17 protein-coding genes and 7 tRNA genes are annotated in these 15,216 nt (G+C 71.0%); 10 read left to right on the top strand and 14 right to left on the bottom strand.

The annotated features are described in order from the left end of the window. Positions 1–80: 80 nt before the first annotated feature. The 3 genes from NI17_RS13145 to NI17_RS13135 all read right to left on the bottom strand — a co-directional run bounded on the left by NI17_RS13145 (position 81) and on the right by NI17_RS13135 (position 2,069). Positions 81–716, bottom strand: a complete 636-nt coding sequence (locus NI17_RS13145) for an HAD family hydrolase (RefSeq protein WP_068688926.1) — start codon at positions 714–716, stop codon at positions 81–83. Between the two features lie 114 nt (positions 717–830). Continuing rightward, positions 831–1,367 (bottom strand): YbhB/YbcL family Raf kinase inhibitor-like protein, encoded by a 537-nt coding sequence (locus tag NI17_RS13140; RefSeq protein WP_068688930.1) that lies wholly within the window; start codon positions 1,365–1,367, stop codon positions 831–833. Between the two features lie 330 nt (positions 1,368–1,697). Next, positions 1,698–2,069, bottom strand: a complete 372-nt coding sequence (locus tag NI17_RS13135) for a winged helix-turn-helix transcriptional regulator (RefSeq protein ID WP_068688933.1) — start codon at positions 2,067–2,069, stop codon at positions 1,698–1,700. 79 nt (positions 2,070–2,148) lie between these two features. On the opposite strand from NI17_RS13135, the gene NI17_RS13130 reads away from it, so the two are divergent. The 5 genes from NI17_RS13130 (at position 2,149) to NI17_RS13110 (ending at position 6,821) form a co-directional block, all read left to right on the top strand. Beyond that, on the top strand, positions 2,149–2,559 hold the full coding sequence (locus NI17_RS13130; protein WP_068688938.1) for a Rid family hydrolase: 411 nt from the start codon (positions 2,149–2,151) through the stop codon (positions 2,557–2,559). An 805-nt stretch (positions 2,560–3,364) separates the two neighbouring features. Beyond that, on the top strand, positions 3,365–4,246 hold the full coding sequence (locus tag NI17_RS13125) for a helix-turn-helix transcriptional regulator (protein ID WP_068688940.1): 882 nt from the start codon (positions 3,365–3,367) through the stop codon (positions 4,244–4,246). Between the two features lie 114 nt (positions 4,247–4,360). After that, entirely contained in the window at positions 4,361–5,767 is a 1,407-nt protein-coding gene (locus NI17_RS13120) for an amidohydrolase family protein (RefSeq protein ID WP_068688942.1), read from the top strand. 35 nt (positions 5,768–5,802) lie between these two features. Continuing rightward, positions 5,803–6,522, top strand: coding sequence for an Atu4866 domain-containing protein (locus NI17_RS13115; RefSeq protein ID WP_243597508.1), 720 nt, complete (start codon positions 5,803–5,805; stop codon positions 6,520–6,522). A gap of 32 nt (positions 6,523–6,554) precedes the next feature. Further along, complete coding sequence (locus NI17_RS13110) at positions 6,555–6,821, top strand: Atu4866 domain-containing protein (protein ID WP_234401718.1); 267 nt, start codon at positions 6,555–6,557, stop codon at positions 6,819–6,821. Positions 6,822–7,112: 291 nt separating this feature from the next. Here the strand turns inward: NI17_RS13110 and NI17_RS13105 are convergent. The 3 genes from NI17_RS13105 to NI17_RS13095 form a co-directional block, all read right to left on the bottom strand. After that, positions 7,113–7,187, bottom strand: a tRNA-Val gene (locus tag NI17_RS13105). Positions 7,188–7,204: 17 nt separating this feature from the next. Beyond that, positions 7,205–7,275 (bottom strand) — tRNA-Cys (locus NI17_RS13100). 42 nt (positions 7,276–7,317) lie between these two features. Continuing rightward, positions 7,318–7,390: transfer RNA gene (locus NI17_RS13095), tRNA-Gly, on the bottom strand. A 205-nt stretch (positions 7,391–7,595) separates the two neighbouring features. Here NI17_RS13095 and NI17_RS13090 point away from each other — a divergent pair. Beyond that, positions 7,596–8,795 carry a molybdopterin molybdotransferase MoeA gene (locus NI17_RS13090; protein ID WP_068688944.1) on the top strand — a complete coding sequence of 400 codons (1,200 nt, stop codon included), beginning with the start codon at positions 7,596–7,598 and terminating at the stop codon, positions 8,793–8,795. Between the two features lie 10 nt (positions 8,796–8,805). Here NI17_RS13090 and NI17_RS13085 read toward each other — a convergent pair whose 3' ends face one another. Further along, the gene (locus tag NI17_RS13085) at positions 8,806–9,315 is read right to left on the bottom strand and encodes a gluconokinase (RefSeq protein ID WP_068688946.1); all 510 of its coding nucleotides are present in this window, start codon (positions 9,313–9,315) and stop codon (positions 8,806–8,808) included. 235 nt (positions 9,316–9,550) lie between these two features. On the opposite strand from NI17_RS13085, the gene NI17_RS13080 reads away from it, so the two are divergent. After that, the gene (locus tag NI17_RS13080) at positions 9,551–9,925 is read left to right on the top strand and encodes an FKBP-type peptidyl-prolyl cis-trans isomerase (RefSeq protein ID WP_068688947.1); all 375 of its coding nucleotides are present in this window, start codon (positions 9,551–9,553) and stop codon (positions 9,923–9,925) included. 68 nt (positions 9,926–9,993) lie between these two features. Beyond that, complete coding sequence (locus tag NI17_RS13075) at positions 9,994–10,224, top strand: hypothetical protein (RefSeq protein ID WP_157129687.1); 231 nt, start codon at positions 9,994–9,996, stop codon at positions 10,222–10,224. 86 nt (positions 10,225–10,310) lie between these two features. On the opposite strand, the gene NI17_RS13070 is transcribed toward NI17_RS13075, so the two are convergent. The 4 genes from NI17_RS13070 to NI17_RS13055 all read right to left on the bottom strand — a co-directional run bounded on the left by NI17_RS13070 (position 10,311) and on the right by NI17_RS13055 (position 11,167). Continuing rightward, positions 10,311–10,382: transfer RNA gene (locus tag NI17_RS13070), tRNA-Val, on the bottom strand. Positions 10,383–10,410: 28 nt separating this feature from the next. Beyond that, positions 10,411–10,483, bottom strand: a tRNA-Gly gene (locus NI17_RS13065). A gap of 26 nt (positions 10,484–10,509) precedes the next feature. Continuing rightward, positions 10,510–10,582, bottom strand: a tRNA-Gly gene (locus NI17_RS13060). A gap of 153 nt (positions 10,583–10,735) precedes the next feature. Then, positions 10,736–11,167 (bottom strand): roadblock/LC7 domain-containing protein, encoded by a 432-nt coding sequence (locus NI17_RS13055; protein ID WP_068688951.1) that lies wholly within the window; start codon positions 11,165–11,167, stop codon positions 10,736–10,738. Between the two features lie 336 nt (positions 11,168–11,503). Between NI17_RS13055 and NI17_RS13050 the strand changes: the two genes are divergently transcribed. Beyond that, on the top strand, positions 11,504–12,346 hold the full coding sequence (locus NI17_RS13050) for an aminotransferase class IV (protein ID WP_068688952.1): 843 nt from the start codon (positions 11,504–11,506) through the stop codon (positions 12,344–12,346). A gap of 195 nt (positions 12,347–12,541) precedes the next feature. Here the strand turns inward: NI17_RS13050 and NI17_RS13045 are convergent, their stop codons facing one another. Then, complete coding sequence (locus tag NI17_RS13045; protein WP_068688954.1) at positions 12,542–12,958, bottom strand: SsgA family sporulation/cell division regulator; 417 nt, start codon at positions 12,956–12,958, stop codon at positions 12,542–12,544. Between the two features lie 448 nt (positions 12,959–13,406). On the opposite strand from NI17_RS13045, the gene NI17_RS13040 reads away from it, so the two are divergent. Further along, positions 13,407–13,480 (top strand) — tRNA-Val (locus NI17_RS13040). Positions 13,481–13,590: 110 nt separating this feature from the next. Here the strand turns inward: NI17_RS13040 and NI17_RS13035 are convergent. Together NI17_RS13035 and NI17_RS13030 are read right to left on the bottom strand one after the other, a co-directional pair. Continuing rightward, positions 13,591–13,965 carry a PGPGW domain-containing protein gene (locus NI17_RS13035; protein WP_243597507.1) on the bottom strand — a complete coding sequence of 125 codons (375 nt, stop codon included), beginning with the start codon at positions 13,963–13,965 and terminating at the stop codon, positions 13,591–13,593. 94 nt (positions 13,966–14,059) lie between these two features. Further along, positions 14,060–15,196 carry an FAD-dependent oxidoreductase gene (locus NI17_RS13030; protein ID WP_068688956.1) on the bottom strand — a complete coding sequence of 379 codons (1,137 nt, stop codon included), beginning with the start codon at positions 15,194–15,196 and terminating at the stop codon, positions 14,060–14,062. Positions 15,197–15,216 lie beyond the last annotated feature (20 nt).

Here is a 15,216-nt window from a genome sequence, read left to right as displayed (position 1 = left end):
CTGGACGCCGGGCCCGGGAGTTGCCGTGTCGGGACGGCGACCGGGACGACAGGAGAACGCGCTACCCGTGGGTCGGCCGTTCAATCCTCGAGGACACGGCCGAGGAACGCGGCGAGTTCGACCGCTCCGGTGTAGCGGTGAGTCCGGATCCCCGACTCCGCGGCGGCACGCACGTTCTCCTCCCGATCGTCGACGAAGAGCGTCTGGCCGGGGACGGCGTCGAGCGCCTCCAGCACGTGCGCGTACACCGCGGGGTCGGGTTTGCACAGCCCGATGTCGCAACTGAAGAACAGCGCGTCGAAGCCGCGCAGCAGCGGCGAGGAGCGCAGCGCGCCGGCGATGTCGTGGGGGGCGTTGGACAGCAGCGCGAGCCGGGTCGGACCGTCGGCGAGCCGCTGGACCAGGGCGGTTGTCCGCGGGTCGGGCAGCAGCCAGCCGCCCACGTCGGTCGCCCACAGTTCCTGCCGCACGGCGGGGTCCCACGTCGTGCCGAGACGGTCTCCGACGCGGTCCCAGTACTCGCGGGAACCGATCCCGGAGTCGTAGGCGGGGCGCTCGTCCCAGTAGGCGGCCCAGAACTTCTCGGGGGGTGCGGCGCTCAGCTCCTCCAGCCGGGCGCGGACGGCGGTCGGCGGAGGCGACGAGATGACCTCGCCGTAGTCGAAGATCACCGTGGTGACGGGGGCGGGGGGCTCCTGGCGGGGGAGTGGCGTCACGTCGCCTCTTCCGGTTTCCGTGCGGTCGTTCGACGGGCCTTCCGACGATATCCCACATCTTCTCCGGCGCCCCCGGAAGCGGGCCGCTTCCGGGGGCGCCGGAGACCGCCGCGGTCAGGCCACCTCGTAGGTCGGGACGATCATGCCCCGCCCCAGAGTGTGGAAGAACAGGTTGAAACCGAGGACGGCGGGCGCCGTCGAGTCGTCGAGGCCGAGGCTCTCCACGTCCACGGCGTGCACGACGAAGAAGTAACGGTGCGGGCCGTGCCCGGACGGCGGGGCCGCGCCGACGTACCGCTTGACTCCGGCGTCGCTGCGGAGCATGACCGCTCCCGGAGGAAGACCGGCGCCGCCCTCGTCACCGGCTCCGGCGGCCAGTTCGGTGACCCCGACGGGGATGTCGCACACCGCCCAGTGCCAGAACCCGCTGGCCGTGGGCGCGTCCGGGTCGAAGCACGTCACCGCGAAACTCCGGGTCCCCTCGGGGAAGCCGCTCCACGCCAGGTGCGGGGAGACGTCCTCCCCGCCCGCCCCCATGATCCCGCTGACCTGCGGTTTGGCCAGGGGCTGACCGTCGGAGACATCGCTGCTGGTGACGGTGAAGGCGGAAACCTGCGGCAGGAAGTCGTACGGAGACGGCGGTCGAGCCATGGGAAACCTCCCGATCGGTCGTTCGGCGGGCACGTGCCCCTCTACCCAGGCCAGTATGGTCGGAACCGACGCGGTCCGCCGCCTTCCCGCCCCCGCGGCGGCTGCGGACGCTCTCCTGTTCCGTCTGGGGCCCGACGCGTGGTTGAGGCTCGTGGGCGGACGTGACCGGTCGTGCGACCCGCCCGGTCCCGGGCGGCTCGCCGGGCCGCAGGAGCACTGGTGAAGTCGTCGTGGACCCGTTGCTCACCCTGGGAGCGCCGAAGAGCCCGGGGCCGCGGCGAGGAGCCTGAGGCGAGGGACGCGGGCTCCTCGACGGCGCCAGAGGGCCGGTCACCCCGTTTCGTCGAACCGTGCGCGAGCACGCCGGACCTCCGGGAGGGCGGCCGCGGTCCAGTGCCACAGGCCGTCGATGAGGTCCTGCAGGGTCTTGCCGAACTCTGAGATCCGGTACTCGACGGCCACCGGGCGAGTGTCGATGACGACGCGTTCGATCATGCCGTTGCGTTCCAACCGCCGCAGTGCCGCGGTGAGGGACTTCTGGGTGACGGCGGGAATCGCGCGGCGCAGCTCGTTGAAGCGCCGCGGCCTCTCACACAGCGCGTCCAGTACCTGCAGGGACCACTTGTCGAGGATCTCGTCCAAGAGCGCACGGTGCTCGGCGGTGAGCCGAAGTGGGGTCGGGGCGCTGCTGGTTTCGTTCATGCTACTTAGTCTCGTTGAAGTTTCCCAAAGATACAAAGTAGACATCAGATACCTTTGTTGGCGAGACGAGGGGAACCTCATGGCAGTCGAACTGTTCACCCCGGACGGCATGTTCCAACCCGTCCCGTACCACCATGTCTCCGCGGCGACGGGTACGCGCCAGGTCCATGTCGCCGGCCAGATCGCCCGTGACGCGGACGGCAACCCGGTCGCCCCGGGGGACCTGGCCGGCCAGCTCGCGCATGCGCTGCGGAACACCGCCAGAGGACTGGCCGGTGCGGGGGCGACGTTCTCCGACGTCGTCCGTCTGCGGTTCTTCGTGACCGACTGGCAGCCCGAGAAGTACGCCGACTTCCTGAAGGGGATCGAGCAGGTGGCCGAGGAGCTCGGACTTCCGGACCCGCTCCCGCCCCTGTCGGCGATCGGCGTCGACTACCTCTTCGAACCGGACGTGCTCGTCGAGGTGGAGGCCTACGCGGTCCTCGATTGACGGCGCCGCCTCCTGCGGATCCGAGCGCCGCAACCATTCGAACCGCCGGGCGTCGTGCGGACGAACGTCCGCACGACGCCCGGCGGCCCGGCAGCCCGATGCTCGGGAGGTGGTGAGGAGGACCGGGTACCGTGCGAAGGGCTGCTGCACCCGCGATGCGGTGGCGGTTCGCCGCGTCGCGGGCACGCTTGAGAGGGCGGGTGCCCGCATTTCCTGACACGGAGGCGGGCGAGTTCGGCGCTGGGCGCGGCCTACCTCCGGTCGGCCGGGAGGCGGGGGAGGGGTGACAGCGGAGACGCTGAAGTTGTTCCTGCCGTGCAGGGGTGCCGTACCGGGCGGCGTCGACCGCGCACCCCGGTTCGGCGCCGCGGCTCCGGACCTCCGGGGTGCGGCGTCTGCTCGGAGGGTCTCCTTCTTGGCATCACCCGGGGCGAACACGTCCCCTTCCGGGCCCTCGGCGAGTTCCGCGACGGGGTGCCGCGCCGAGCCGGACACCGGTTCCCCCGAGGCTGATCGGATCCCCCGTCCACCGGTCCGGCGCAGGGGGCGGGTGTGTGATCGACGTCCGCGCACCCGCCCTTTCATGGCCCCCGAGGCGAGCGGACCGCCGGGAGGGGAGCGCCTGCACCTCCAACAGCACCGGGGTGCCCTCGACCACCGGTAACTCGTCGGGCTGAGGATCGCAGCGGGTTGTTGTGGTTCCGTTCGCTCTGTCGGAGGGTTCTTTCCCGCAGCGGGAGGGTGGGTGCGCTCCACCCACCCTGGGAACTGCCCTCGCAGGCCCATGCCACCTAGCCTTGAGAGCATGGGCACCGACGAAGGCTCCGTTCCTCAGGCCGGTCTGGGGGAGTTTCTGAGCGCCAGGCGCTCACGGCTGCTCCCCGAGGACATCGGGCTGCTCACGTCCGGCCGTCGCCGGGTCCCCGGCCTGCGCCGCGAGGAAGTGGCGCTCCTGGCCGGAGTGAGTACCGACTACTACATGCGTTTGGAGCAGGGCAGGGAACGCCATCCATCTCCCCAGGTGGTCGAGGCGCTGGCGCGGGCGCTGCACCTGGACGAGGAGGCCACCGAGCACCTGCGCAGGCTGGCGCACACCGGAGGACGGCGCTCCCGGCGTGTGCGTCGGACCCGGCGGGTCGACCCGCACCTGTGTCGCCTCCTGGAACGCTGGAGCGAAGCCGCGGCCTTCGTACTGGACGGCGCTCTGGACGTCCTGGCCCGCAACCGTCTTGCGAAGGCCCTGCACTCCGACTTCTCCTTCGACGACAACCTGGCGCGTATGGTCTTCCTCGACCCGGTCGCCCACCGCTTCTACCGCAACTGGGAGCGGACGGCCTCGGCGACCGTCGCGGAACTCCACCGGGCCGCGGGCCTGGACTCCGACGATCCCCGGCTGAACGAGATCGTCGGTGAGCTCTCCCTGAAGAGCACGGACTTCCGTTCCCTGTGGGCCCGACACGACGTGCGGGGCAAAACGGGCGCCGCCAAACCGCTGCACCACTCCAGCGTGGGCGACCTGGACCTGCGCTACGACAGCTTCACCGTCAACGGCGCGCCGGGCCAGCAGTTGATCGTCTACCACGCCGAGCCGGGGACCTCCTCGGAGGAATCGCTCGCCCTGCTCGGATCGTTGCACGCCGATTCGGCGGGCATCGTCAACAGGCCCGAGCGCGATCGTTCTGACTAGGAGTGCCACACCAGGGAGAACGGCGACCTGGTTGCCCCGTCGGCGCGGAACCAGACTCTCGGGTGAAGGCGGTGGAGCCACCTCCACCGCGCCGCACCGACGAGGGAGCACACCATGAGCTCCGAAACCATCACGCACGAACCCGGTGCCGCCGAAGCACTCGAGCAGATCCGGCGCCGGTCCCGCGATCCCCGACGGCGCATTCTGTTCACCAACGCCACCGTGGTCACCATGGACCCCGGGATCGGGATCCTGGACCGCGGGGACCTCCTGGTGGAGGGCGACACGATCGCCGCGGTGCGACCGCGCCTGGAGGTCGAGGACGCGGTCGTCGTCGATGCCACCGGGACGATCATCATCCCCGGTTTCGTCGACACCCACCGGCACGCCTGGCAGTCCCAACTGCGCCGGATCATGCCGGACGTGGACGATCTGGCGAGCTACGTCACCGTCACCCTGGCCGGGTACGCTCCGCTCTACGGCGCCGAGGACATGTACGTCGGGACCAGGCTGGCCGCGCTGTCGGCGATCGACAGCGGTATCACCTGCATGCTCGACTTCTCGCACAACTCCCGCACCCGGGAGCACTCCGACGCCGCCGTCGAGGCCCTGCTCGACACCGGTGTCCGCGGCGTGCACGCGTCCATGGGGCCGCACTTCGGCGCCTGGGACCAGCAGTGGCCCAAGGACCTGGCCCGCCTCAAGGAGGAGTACGCCGACGGCTCGCACCGGATGCTGACCCTACGGGTCGGGGCCCTGGCCACGGACGAGGTCGCCGGCCCCGCCCTGGCCTACGGGCCCGAACTCGCGCGCGCCGCCAAGGAACTGGACATCGGCGTCAGCGTCGACGCGGTCTTCGGGGCAGCCTCCTCCCGGGCCGTGCAGGCCTGGGCCCGGCAGGGGCTGCTGGGGCCGCACCTGACCCTGATCCACGCCACCGGCCTGACCGGCGAGGCGTGGCGGCTGGTGGGCGACAGCGGAACCACGGTCTCCCTCGCCCCGACCTCCGACGCGCAGATCGGTCTGGAGACCGCGATCCCGGCCGTCGACGAGGCGCTCGCCGTCGGGGTGCGACCCGGTCTGAGTATCGATGTGGAGGTGGCCCTGGCCGGGGACATGTTCACCCAGATGCGCGCCCTGCACACCGTTCAGCGGATGCGCGCGGTCAATGCCGTCTACGGCACCGATGCCGTACCGACCCGGATCGGCGTGCACGACGTACTGGACTTCGCCACCCTCCAGGGGGCGCGCACCAACGGCCTGGAGGAGCTGACCGGTTCCCTCACCCCGGGCAAGAGGGCCGATCTGCTGGTGGTCTCCGCCGAGGACCTGAACAACATGCCGCTGAACGACCCGGTCGGCACGGTGGTCCTGGGCGCGGACGCCCGCAACATCACCACTGTCCTGGTCGATGGCGAACCCCGCAAATGGAACGGCCAGGTCCTCGACGTGGACCTGGCCGCCCTGCGGGAGCAGGTCCACGACTCCCGCGGCCGGCTTCTCGCCCGGCTCGGCTCGTGAACCCCGCCCGCAACCCGAAGGAGAAGAGGACCACCATGACCACCGTCGACCCGACCCGCCCGCGTCGTGATGACGCGACTCTGGCCCAGGTACGGGAACCGGGAGGACGCCCGCTGCTGCTGACCGGCGGCACCGTCGTCACGGCCGACCCCCTGATGGGGGACTGGCACCAGGCGGATGTCCTCATCGGAGGGGACCTGATCGTCGGGGTGGGACCGGGGCTGCTGACGGCCGCCGAGGACGACGGCATGATCGTGCTGGACTGTGCCGGTACCGTCGTCCTGCCCGCATCCCTCGATCTCACCGGGGGCCGGGGAAGCGGCACCCTGACCCCAGGGGAGCGCGCCGACATCGCGGTGCTCCGGATCGCCGACGCGCCAAAGACGCCCCAGGGCGCCGTTCCGGCCAGAGGAGGCCACCTCGACCTGCTGATCACCGAAGGCCGGGTCCGCCTCTGGAACGGGCGGAAGGTCGAGGACCCCGACAGCACGCCCGACGAGGTGAGAGAACCCGAACACGACCCGGACCACCCCTACACCGGGCTGTGGGTCGACGAGAACGGGTTCGTCCGCCAGGAGCTGCTGCCCGACGGCCGTTACGACGAGGCGCGCGGTGACCGGAGGAGCGCCTACACCGGCCGCTACTGGATCAGCGGTTCCCGTATCGACTACCTGGACGACCTGGGATTCTGGGCCTTCGGGGAGTTCCGCGACGGGGTCCTGCACCACGCCGGATACCGGTTCACCCGGCGCTGACCGACGGTCCGGCGACGAAAGGACATGAGGACGTGAACGACAGCACCTCGGCACCCCACCCGTACGTGGGGATGTGGGTGACCGCGGACGGGCACATTCGCCAGGAGTTGCTGCCCGACGGCCGTTACGACGAGGCGCGCGGTGACCGGAGGAGCGCCTACACCGGCCGCTACACCGTCACGGGCCACCACATCGACTATGTCGACGACACCGGTTTCACCGCTACCGGGGACGTCCGTGACGGCATCCTGTACCACGAGCACCTCGTGCTCTACCGGGAGGGGGAGGTACCGGACTGACCGGTGCCCCGTGCCGAACGGCTGCGGGCTACGGTACCGGGAACGGCGCGGGCGGACGGACAGCCCGCCCCGCGGGCGCGGCAGCGTGCACCGGTGGCGACCAGGACCCCGGGGCCCTCCGGCGCGCTGCGCGCCGGAGGGCCCCGGGGAAGCCGAAACGGCTGTTTGCCGTGGCGTCCGAACTCGGAGAGTATCGCCATGAGGACGCAGAAAGCGGGCTCCTCCAGGAGCCCGCTTCGCCGATGGCCTCTCGGCCCCTGCAAGCCAGAAGCCTCTGATCCGAGTGGATCGTGGTGGGCGATACTGGGATTGAACCAGTGACCTCTACCGTGTCAAGGTAGCGCTCTCCCACTGAGCTAATCGCCCGAGTCGTCAGGACTCAGAGGTGGAGACGGGATTTGAACCCGTGTGGACGGCTTTGCAGGCCGCTGCCTCGCCTCTCGGCCACTCCACCGGATAAAGCAGACGGTGGGATGACTCTCACCGTCGATCTCCGAGCGGACGACGGGATTCGAACCCGCGACCCTCACCTTGGCAAGGTGATGCTCTACCAACTGAGCCACGTCCGCGTGCCGTTCGGTACCGGACCGGCACCCCGGTCCCGCACCCTCGTGCATTAAGCACTGTAGCGGAATCTGCCCAGACGGCAAATCGAACAGGGCACCGGTGTCCGCGAACCGGTCCCCGAGACGGCACGGCGGGCCGGTCCTGCGCGGATGGACGAGGCGGGCGGGATATAAGGGAGACGTGCGACGACACGGCGGCTCTGGCGAAGTGAGTACGAGGACCGGACGACACGGATCGGCCCTGCCCTGGGAACTGGCCCGTGAGACAGCCCGAGATCTGGGCAGGAGCTGCGGTCCCGGTGGACGGCGCCGGGAACCGCTGGCCGACGCCCTGGGCGGGGTGCTCGCCGAGGACCTGCGCGCACGGATCGCCTCCCCCGCCTACGACGCCGCGGCCATGGACGGCTACGCGGTCGCCGGGCCCGGTCCGTGGACGGTCCGGGCCCGGGTGCTCGCCGGAGAGCGGCACACGCTCACCCTGTCGCCCGGCGAGGCCGTCGAGATCGCCACCGGGGCGCGCGTGCCCGAGGGAACCGGCGCGGTGCTCCCCTACGAGCGAGCGGAGCGCCACGCCGACGCGCTCACCGGGACCGTGCGGCCCGGCCGCCACGTACGGCGCCGGGGGGAGGAGACCCCCGAGGGGGCGACGGTACTGCCCGCCGGGACCGTCGTCACCCCGGCGGTGCTCGGCCTGGCCGCGAGCCTGGCCCACGACCACCTCCCGGTCCACCGGCCCCGGGTGCGCGCCGTGGTCAGCGGCGACGAGCTGGTCCGCGCGGGGGTTCCCGCCCCCGGCGCGGTACGCGACGCCATCGGCCCCATGCTGCCCGGCCTGGTGGCCGCGGGCGGCGGCGTGCTCACCTCGGTCCGCGACGTGCCCGACGGTTTCGGGGCGCTGGTCTCGGCGCTCGCCGACACCGGCGACGAGTCGGTCGTCGTGGTGTGCGGTGCGTCCTCGAAGGGCCCCGCCGACCACCTGCGCGGCGCTCTCACCGAACTCGGGGCCGCCGTCCTGGTGGACGGGGTGCGCTGCCGCCCGGGGCACCCGCAGTTGCTCGCCCGACTGGCGGGGGAGCAGCGGCCGGGCCCCGTGGTGGTGGGCCTGCCCGGCAACCCCGGAGCGGCCCTCGCCGCGGCCCTGACCCTGCTGCTGCCGCTGCTGCGCGCCATGACCGGGCGCGCCGACCGCGAGGCCGGACGCGCGGCGCGGTACCCGCTCGGCGGGCACGTGAGCGCGCACGAGACCGACACCCGACTGGTCGCGGTGCGGGTGGCGGAGGACCGGGCGTGTCCCGTGGGACACGACCGCCCCGCCTCGCTGCGCGGAGCCGCCGCGGCCGACGCCCTGGCCGTGCTGCCGCCCGACTGGAGGGGCGGCGACGTCGAACTGCTCTGGCTGCCGGGGTGAGCGCAGGGGCCTAGCGGCGCTCCTGCGCCTCGGTGATGATCCGCACCGCCTCCTCCACCAGTTTCTCGGGGGAGGAGGCGACGTCCAGGACGGTGCCCGCCTCGTCGGGGCCGAGCATCTCCAGGACCGCGAGCTGCGAGTCCAGGAGTTCGGAGGGCATGAAGTGACCGCTGCGCCCCCGGAGCCGCTCGAGGATCAGGTCACGGGAGCCGTGCAGGTGGACGAAGAACACGCCGGGGGCGCCGCCGCGCAGGATGTCGCGGTAGGAGCGGCGCAGCGCCGAGCACGCCATGACCGAGGACTCGCCGTTGCGTTCGCGCTCACCGAGCCACGCCGCCAGCGATCCCAGCCAGGGCAACCGGTCGGCGTCGGTCAGCGGGACGCCGCTCGACATCTTGGCGATGTTCGTCTCGGGGTGGAAGTCGTCGGCGTCCGCGAAGGGGAGCCCCAACCGCTGGGCGGCCCCCCGCGCAACGGTGCTCTTGCCGCTGCCGGAGACCCCCATGAAGACGAAGTGCATCAGACGCTTCCTTTCCCAGCCCTCGAGGAGTCAGCCGTCCACGCCCGCCGGACGGCCTCCGCCTCGACGCGACTCCGCAGGTTTCCACAGCGGAGGCCGTTCTGGCAAGACGGCCGTACGCCGGACCACGGGGTACGGCGTACGGCGGGGAGCACTGCGGGAAGATGGCAGCCCCCGCCCACGTGACCTCCTATGCTGGGGATTTCGTTCCCAACCATGACGAGGGGCTGAACCCATGGCGCTTGAGCGTCCCGAGATCGACTACATCGACGGCCCGCCGCCGACCGACCTGGAGATCACCGACATCACCGTCGGAGACGGCGCGCAGGCCGCGCACGGCTCCGTGGTCAGCGTCCACTACGTGGGGGTGGCCCACTCCACGGGCGAGGAGTTCGACGCCTCCTGGAACCGCGGCGAACCCCTGCGCTTCCCCCTCGGCGCGGGGCGGGTCATCGCGGGCTGGGACCAGGGTGTGCTGGGCATGCGCGTGGGCGGGCGGCGCAGGCTGGTCATCCCCCCGCACCTCGGTTACGGCTCCCGCGGCGCGGGCGGGGTCATCAAGCCCAACGAGACGCTGGTCTTCGTCGTCGACCTGATCGGTGTGGACTGAGCCCGAAGCACCGGTGCCCGCGCGGCCCGATCCGGGACGCGCGGGCGCACCCGACAGGGGAGTCAACAGTGGAGCCAGCGTTTCACCGACAGTTCCGGGTGCGGCTGTCGCTGCCCGACAGAACCCTCGAGGGCGTGATCGAGCTCGACGAGGCGCAGACCGGCCGGTTCGAACCGATCGCGGAGTGGGCGCGGTCCTGGGCGGCCTGCCACGGCACGGCGGTGCCGTGGCAGGCCGCCCAGGACGGCACCGTCGTCCACGAGGACGTGGCGCTGCCCGCGACCGAGGAGCGGCCCTGACGGTGGCCCCGGAGCGGGGGAGTGGCCGGAAACGGACGAGGGCCTGACCACGGACTCCGTGGTCAGGCCCTCGACTCTGGTACCTGTGGGCGATACTGGGATTGAACCAGTGACCTCTACCGTGTCAAGGTAGCGCTCTCCCACTGAGCTAATCGCCCGAAGATCCTGTTGCGGATCCCCACCGCGAGCGGACGACGGGATTCGAACCCGCGACCCTCACCTTGGCAAGGTGATGCTCTACCAACTGAGCCACGTCCGCGTGGTGCCCCACACTGCTGTACTTCGAGCGGACGACGGGATTCGAACCCGCGACCCTCACCTTGGCAAGGTGATGCTCTACCAACTGAGCCACGTCCGCGCGGAGAGTCCGGCTTCTTCGCGAAGGAGAAGCGGCGTTCTCGCTGCGCTAAGAACTGTAGCGGATTCCGGCGGTCCTACAAACTCGGCGGCGGCGGGAGGGCGGGCGTGCCGTCCGGTCGGCGCCGATGGAACCGCCGACCGAACGGACGTCTCAACGTTCGACGTGGGGTGAGGTGGTGGGGATGTCGGGGCGGGGAGGGGCGGCCAGGTACTGGCCGACGCGCTGGATCACCATGTTCATCTCGTAGGCGACCATGCCCACGTCGCACTCGGCGTCGGCGAGCACGGCCATGCAGGCGCCCTCGCCGGCCGCGGCGACGAACAGGAATGCCTTGTCCATCTCGATGATGCTCTGCCGCACGTTCCCCGAGCCGAAGCGTCGACTCGCTCCTCCGGCCAGGCTCTGCAGCCCGGAGGCGATCGCGGACAGTTGCTCGGCGTCGGGACGTTCCAGTCGGCTCGACGAGGCCATCAGAAGTCCGTCGGTGGACAGCACGATCGCGTGGTGTGTGCCCTCCGCGCGGGTGAGGAGGTCGTCGAGTAACCAGCTCAGTTCGCCAGGGGCGGTGCTCCGTGAGGTCATGGCTCTCTTGATCTGTTTCGTCGTGTGCAGGTGGACGGACGGGAGCCGGATGCGGGTTGTCCGGCGGTCGCTGGCGGATGGATGTCAGTGCCCTACGAGCGTTGCCCAGATGATAGCCATTTGTGATGTGTTTGGGGATTCGGTGTGGTCGCGGTGCGGACCTGCGGGATTCGGGCGGAGCGTTCCGTGCCGACTCGTTACGGTACTCCTGTGCCCGCGGGTCAGGAGCGGACCGGCCGAAGCCGGTCAAACCTGTTGACGGCGGCGCGGATTCGCGGTCCGGACGCGTCCGGGAGGGGCGGAGGACCCGGTGAGACCGAGGGGGAAGAGACAGCGATGAAGATCTGGATCTCCGGGGCCGGATACGGCTCCGGCCGCGTGGTGGACGAGAGCGAGGCGCGGCTTCCGGCCCTCGACCACGGGATCACGGTCGGCGACGGCGTCTTCGAGACGGTCAAGTCGGTGGGGGGCGAGGCGTTCGCGCTCACCCGGCACCTGCGTCGGCTGGCGCGGTCCGCGCGCGGGCTGGGGCTGGGGGAGATCGACCTCGACCTGCTCCGCGACGGCGTGCGCCGGGCGCTGGAGGCCAATCCGGACACCGATCCCGGCCGGGTGCGCATCACCGTGACCGGGGGGCCGGGGCCGCTGGGTTCGGAGCGCGCGGGCGGGGAGTTGACCGCCATGGTGGCCGTGGGACCGTTCGCCCGGCCCGCGCCGCGGGTGGACGTGGCCGTGGTGCCCTGGACCCGCAACGAGAACGGCGCGTTGAGCGGGTTGAAGACCACCTCCTACGCCGAGAACGTCCTCGCCCTGGAGCACGCGCGCCGACGCGGCGCGGGTGAGGCGATCTTCGCCAACACCTCGGGCAACCTGTGTGAGGGAACGGGAAGCAACATCTTCGTGGTCCTGGACGGCCGGCTGCTCACCCCTCCGCTCTCGGCGGGGCCGTTGGCGGGCATCACCCGGGAACTGGTCCTGGAATGGGTGGGCGGCGAGGAGGAGGACGTCCCGATGGCGGAGCTGCCGCGGGTCGCCGAGGCGTTCCTGACCTCGACCGGCCGGGACGTGCAGCCGATCCGCGCAGTCGACGGGCGGGCGCTGCCCGCCGCACCGGGACCGGTCACGGCCAAGGCCATGGCGGTGTTCGCCGAGCGCGGCGCGGCCGACCTGGACCCCTGATCCGAACGCCCGCAGACACGGGAAATGCCGCGGTTCGGGGAGAACCGCGGCATTTCCGCGTTCTGCCGCATATCGCGGTTTAGGCGACGGGCGGCCGGGTAGGGCAGAGATCGGGAACTTCCGGGGTGTCTGCGGTGGCCGGACGCGCAGAGGGGTCAAAGGCGTCCGGGCCGCCGGGCGACGTGCCGGGAACGATCAGCAGAGGTGTTCGGCGATCTCGGCGTCCAGGTCGATGTAGTCGCCTTCCTGACCGGCCGGGACCAGCTCGTAGGTGCGGTGCAGGAATTCCGACAGGGGGGCCACCTGGGCATCGAACTGCGCCTGGCCGAAGGGCGAGGAGAGCGCGATGTTGATGGTGCGTTCGCCCTCCCCGCGGGAGGGCCAGACCCGGACGTCACCCTCGCCGACCGAGCGGACGATGCCGACGGTCAGCAGCTCCCGCGCGAAGATCCACTCGACGGGCTCGTCCTCGCCCACGTGGAAGGCGGCCTTGATGGCGTAGGGGTCGTTGACGGAGTAGTCGAGCCGAGCGACCAGGGGAACGGGGGCACGGTCGGGAACGATCAGTCGCAGACCGAGTTCGCAGGTGACGGAGGTGCCGCTGCTGTTCATAAGCCAAACCTTTTCTCGTCCGGTCGGTGCGTTCGGATGGCCGGTGCTTCCCCAGGCGCCGGGGCCTGACCATCTCGCCCGCTCCAACGGGGCCGGACGATCTGTGACGCGTAACCGGGGAACTTTTCGATTGGAGGTGAGGCGGCGTCGCGCCGGGACTTCCCACACTCTTCGGCCACTGTAATGAGCTGCGGAAACAAAGAATTTCCCGATGGCCTGTGGGCCGCATCACCCATGGGGTGGCGTGTGGGGGCCCAGGATCAGGGTATGTCCCACAACGCCGGTAGATGAGGGGTTTTCACATTTTGTGTGCCTTGGCCTTCCCTTGCGCAAGTATTATGTGACATCGGTCACAGTGGTTGTCGAGGTGGCTCGCCTCCGAGTGGATCATCCATCCCCACGGATGCGCTAGAGTTTTCTTGTCCGCCCCGAGAGGCCGGACGCAGCCGGGCGATTAGCTCAGTTGGTCAGAGCGCGTCGTTCACACCGACGAGGCCACTGGTTCGAGTCCAGTATCGCCCACAAGCCCCAGGCTACTCGCTGGCCCACCGCCAGCTTGCCTGGGGCTTTGTGTTCTTGTGGGGCCAACGAGGAATCGCCTGAGCCGTAGGCTCTTGCGAGGCGCACACACCCTAGGCGGATGACCGCCTCCGGTGCTCCCGGAGCTTCTCGGTCGCCTGCGACCTCATCTGGGAAGCGTAGCGGCGGGCCCGCCACAGCAGGTGGCGCGCCCACGAGAACTCCGTGGCCAGAATCGCCAGGCCCACGATGATCCCCCCGATGCCCGGCCCGGGGGTCACGCACATCACGGCGCCCCCGAGAAGAATGACCGAGCCGATCACCCCGATCGTGATCCGCCAGGTCAGCCTGAGCACCGGATGGGAGTGCATGCGCCTGCGCCAGAGCCGCGCGCGGGCGCGGAGCCGCCGCCAGCGGCGGCCCCTTCTGCGGACTTCCGGAACAACGGGCATCACGCCGTTGGCACCGGCGACTGGGTTCGCAGACATGGCCCCACAATAGCCGCCTTCCGGATAATCGGTCAGGCAGAAACCGCAGGACGGACAGGTCGCCATCCCGGCCGGACGCTCGGACGGCCGCAGATCAGCGGCTGTCGGTCTCGGTCATCGGAGGTCGGCCGCGCGCCCACGGCTGCCCGGTGAGGGCTCCCGCGGCGCGCAGTTCGCTCAGCGACCCCAGCAGCTCCAGGGAGAACTCCTCCTGGAAGGGGCCGACCTGTTCCCGCCGCGTCTCGGCGTACCGCTCCAGGGTCTCCTCCACCGTCCGCCCGGTGCTCTCCCGCAGCAGGTCGGCCAGCACCACCGCGTCCTCGACCGACTGGCCGACTCCCTGGGGCAGGAACGGCAGCATCGGGTGGGCCGCGTCGCCCATCAGCGCGATACGGCCCCGGCACCACGCCCGCACCGGGGTGTGCCGGTGCGGGGTCCACACGCCGATCCACTCCGCGGCGGAGATCACCTCGGTGACCTGTCCGTTCCAGCCGGCGAAGGCGTCGAGCAGGTCGTCGACCCGTTGGCGCGGCGCCCAGGACTCCAGCCTCCCCGGCCGGCCCGGCAGGATCGCGCCGAAGCTCACGGTGCGCCCGCCCTCCACCGGATAGCAGGTGAAGTACCGGTCCGCCCGCGGCCACACCCGGATCCGCGCCCCACCCAGCTCCGGCACGCGCGGGACCGACGTCCGACCGCGGCAGATCCGCAGTTCCGAGGGGCGGGAGTGGCCGGGGAAGACGGCCTCGCGCACCGTCGAGTGGGCGCCGTCGGCGGCGATCACCACATCGGCGTGCACCCTCGTCCCATCGGCGCACCACAGGGTGACGGCGTCGGTGCCCTCCAGCACGTCGGTGACGTAGTTGCCGGTCTGCACGGTCCCCTCCGGAAGCGCCTCCAGCAGCGTTTCGTGCAGCTCCGAACGGAGCATCGTGTAGTAGGGGGCGCCGAACCGGCGCTCGTAGTCGGCCCCCAGCGGCATCGACTCCAGCGGTGAGCTGTCCCGCCACTCCAGGATGTCCACGCCCGTCGGGCGGACGCCGCGGCGGTCCAGAGCCTCTCCCACACCCAGCCCCCTGAGTCGGTGGACCACGGGAGGGGGCACCTGCACCCCCGTTCCGGGCGGGCCGGGGCGGTGCGCCTGCTCCAGCACGACCGACCCGACGCCGTGGCGGTGCAGCGCGAGCGCGAGTGTGAGCCCGGCGATCCCCGCCCCCACGATGACGATGCGCACCTGATTCCTCTCCTGCCTCG

The organism is Thermobifida halotolerans (genome assembly GCF_003574835.2).
Taxonomy (GTDB): Bacteria; Actinomycetota; Actinomycetes; order Streptosporangiales; family Streptosporangiaceae; genus Thermobifida; species Thermobifida halotolerans.
This window is presented reverse-complemented; position numbering and strand designations above follow the sequence as displayed.

Excerpts from the sequence above, each read along its gene's own strand:
- NI17_RS13140 (WP_068688930.1), bottom strand. The coding sequence starts at position 1,367 with ATGGCTCGACCGCCGTCTCCGTACGACTTCCTGCCGCAGGTTTCCGCC.
- NI17_RS13135 (WP_068688933.1), bottom strand. The coding sequence starts at position 2,069 with ATGAACGAAACCAGCAGCGCCCCGACCCCACTTCGGCTCACCGCCGAG.
- NI17_RS13130 (WP_068688938.1), top strand. The coding sequence starts at position 2,149 with ATGGCAGTCGAACTGTTCACCCCGGACGGCATGTTCCAACCCGTCCCG.
- NI17_RS13125 (WP_068688940.1), top strand. The coding sequence starts at position 3,365 with ATGGGCACCGACGAAGGCTCCGTTCCTCAGGCCGGTCTGGGGGAGTTT.
- NI17_RS13120 (WP_068688942.1), top strand. The coding sequence starts at position 4,361 with ATGAGCTCCGAAACCATCACGCACGAACCCGGTGCCGCCGAAGCACTC.
- NI17_RS13115 (WP_243597508.1), top strand. The coding sequence starts at position 5,803 with ATGACCACCGTCGACCCGACCCGCCCGCGTCGTGATGACGCGACTCTG.
- NI17_RS13085 (WP_068688946.1), bottom strand. The coding sequence starts at position 9,315 with ATGCACTTCGTCTTCATGGGGGTCTCCGGCAGCGGCAAGAGCACCGTT.
- NI17_RS13080 (WP_068688947.1), top strand. The coding sequence starts at position 9,551 with ATGGCGCTTGAGCGTCCCGAGATCGACTACATCGACGGCCCGCCGCCG.
- NI17_RS13055 (WP_068688951.1), bottom strand. The coding sequence starts at position 11,167 with ATGACCTCACGGAGCACCGCCCCTGGCGAACTGAGCTGGTTACTCGAC.
- NI17_RS13050 (WP_068688952.1), top strand. The coding sequence starts at position 11,504 with ATGAAGATCTGGATCTCCGGGGCCGGATACGGCTCCGGCCGCGTGGTG.
- NI17_RS13045 (WP_068688954.1), bottom strand. The coding sequence starts at position 12,958 with ATGAACAGCAGCGGCACCTCCGTCACCTGCGAACTCGGTCTGCGACTG.
- NI17_RS13035 (WP_243597507.1), bottom strand. The coding sequence starts at position 13,965 with ATGTCTGCGAACCCAGTCGCCGGTGCCAACGGCGTGATGCCCGTTGTT.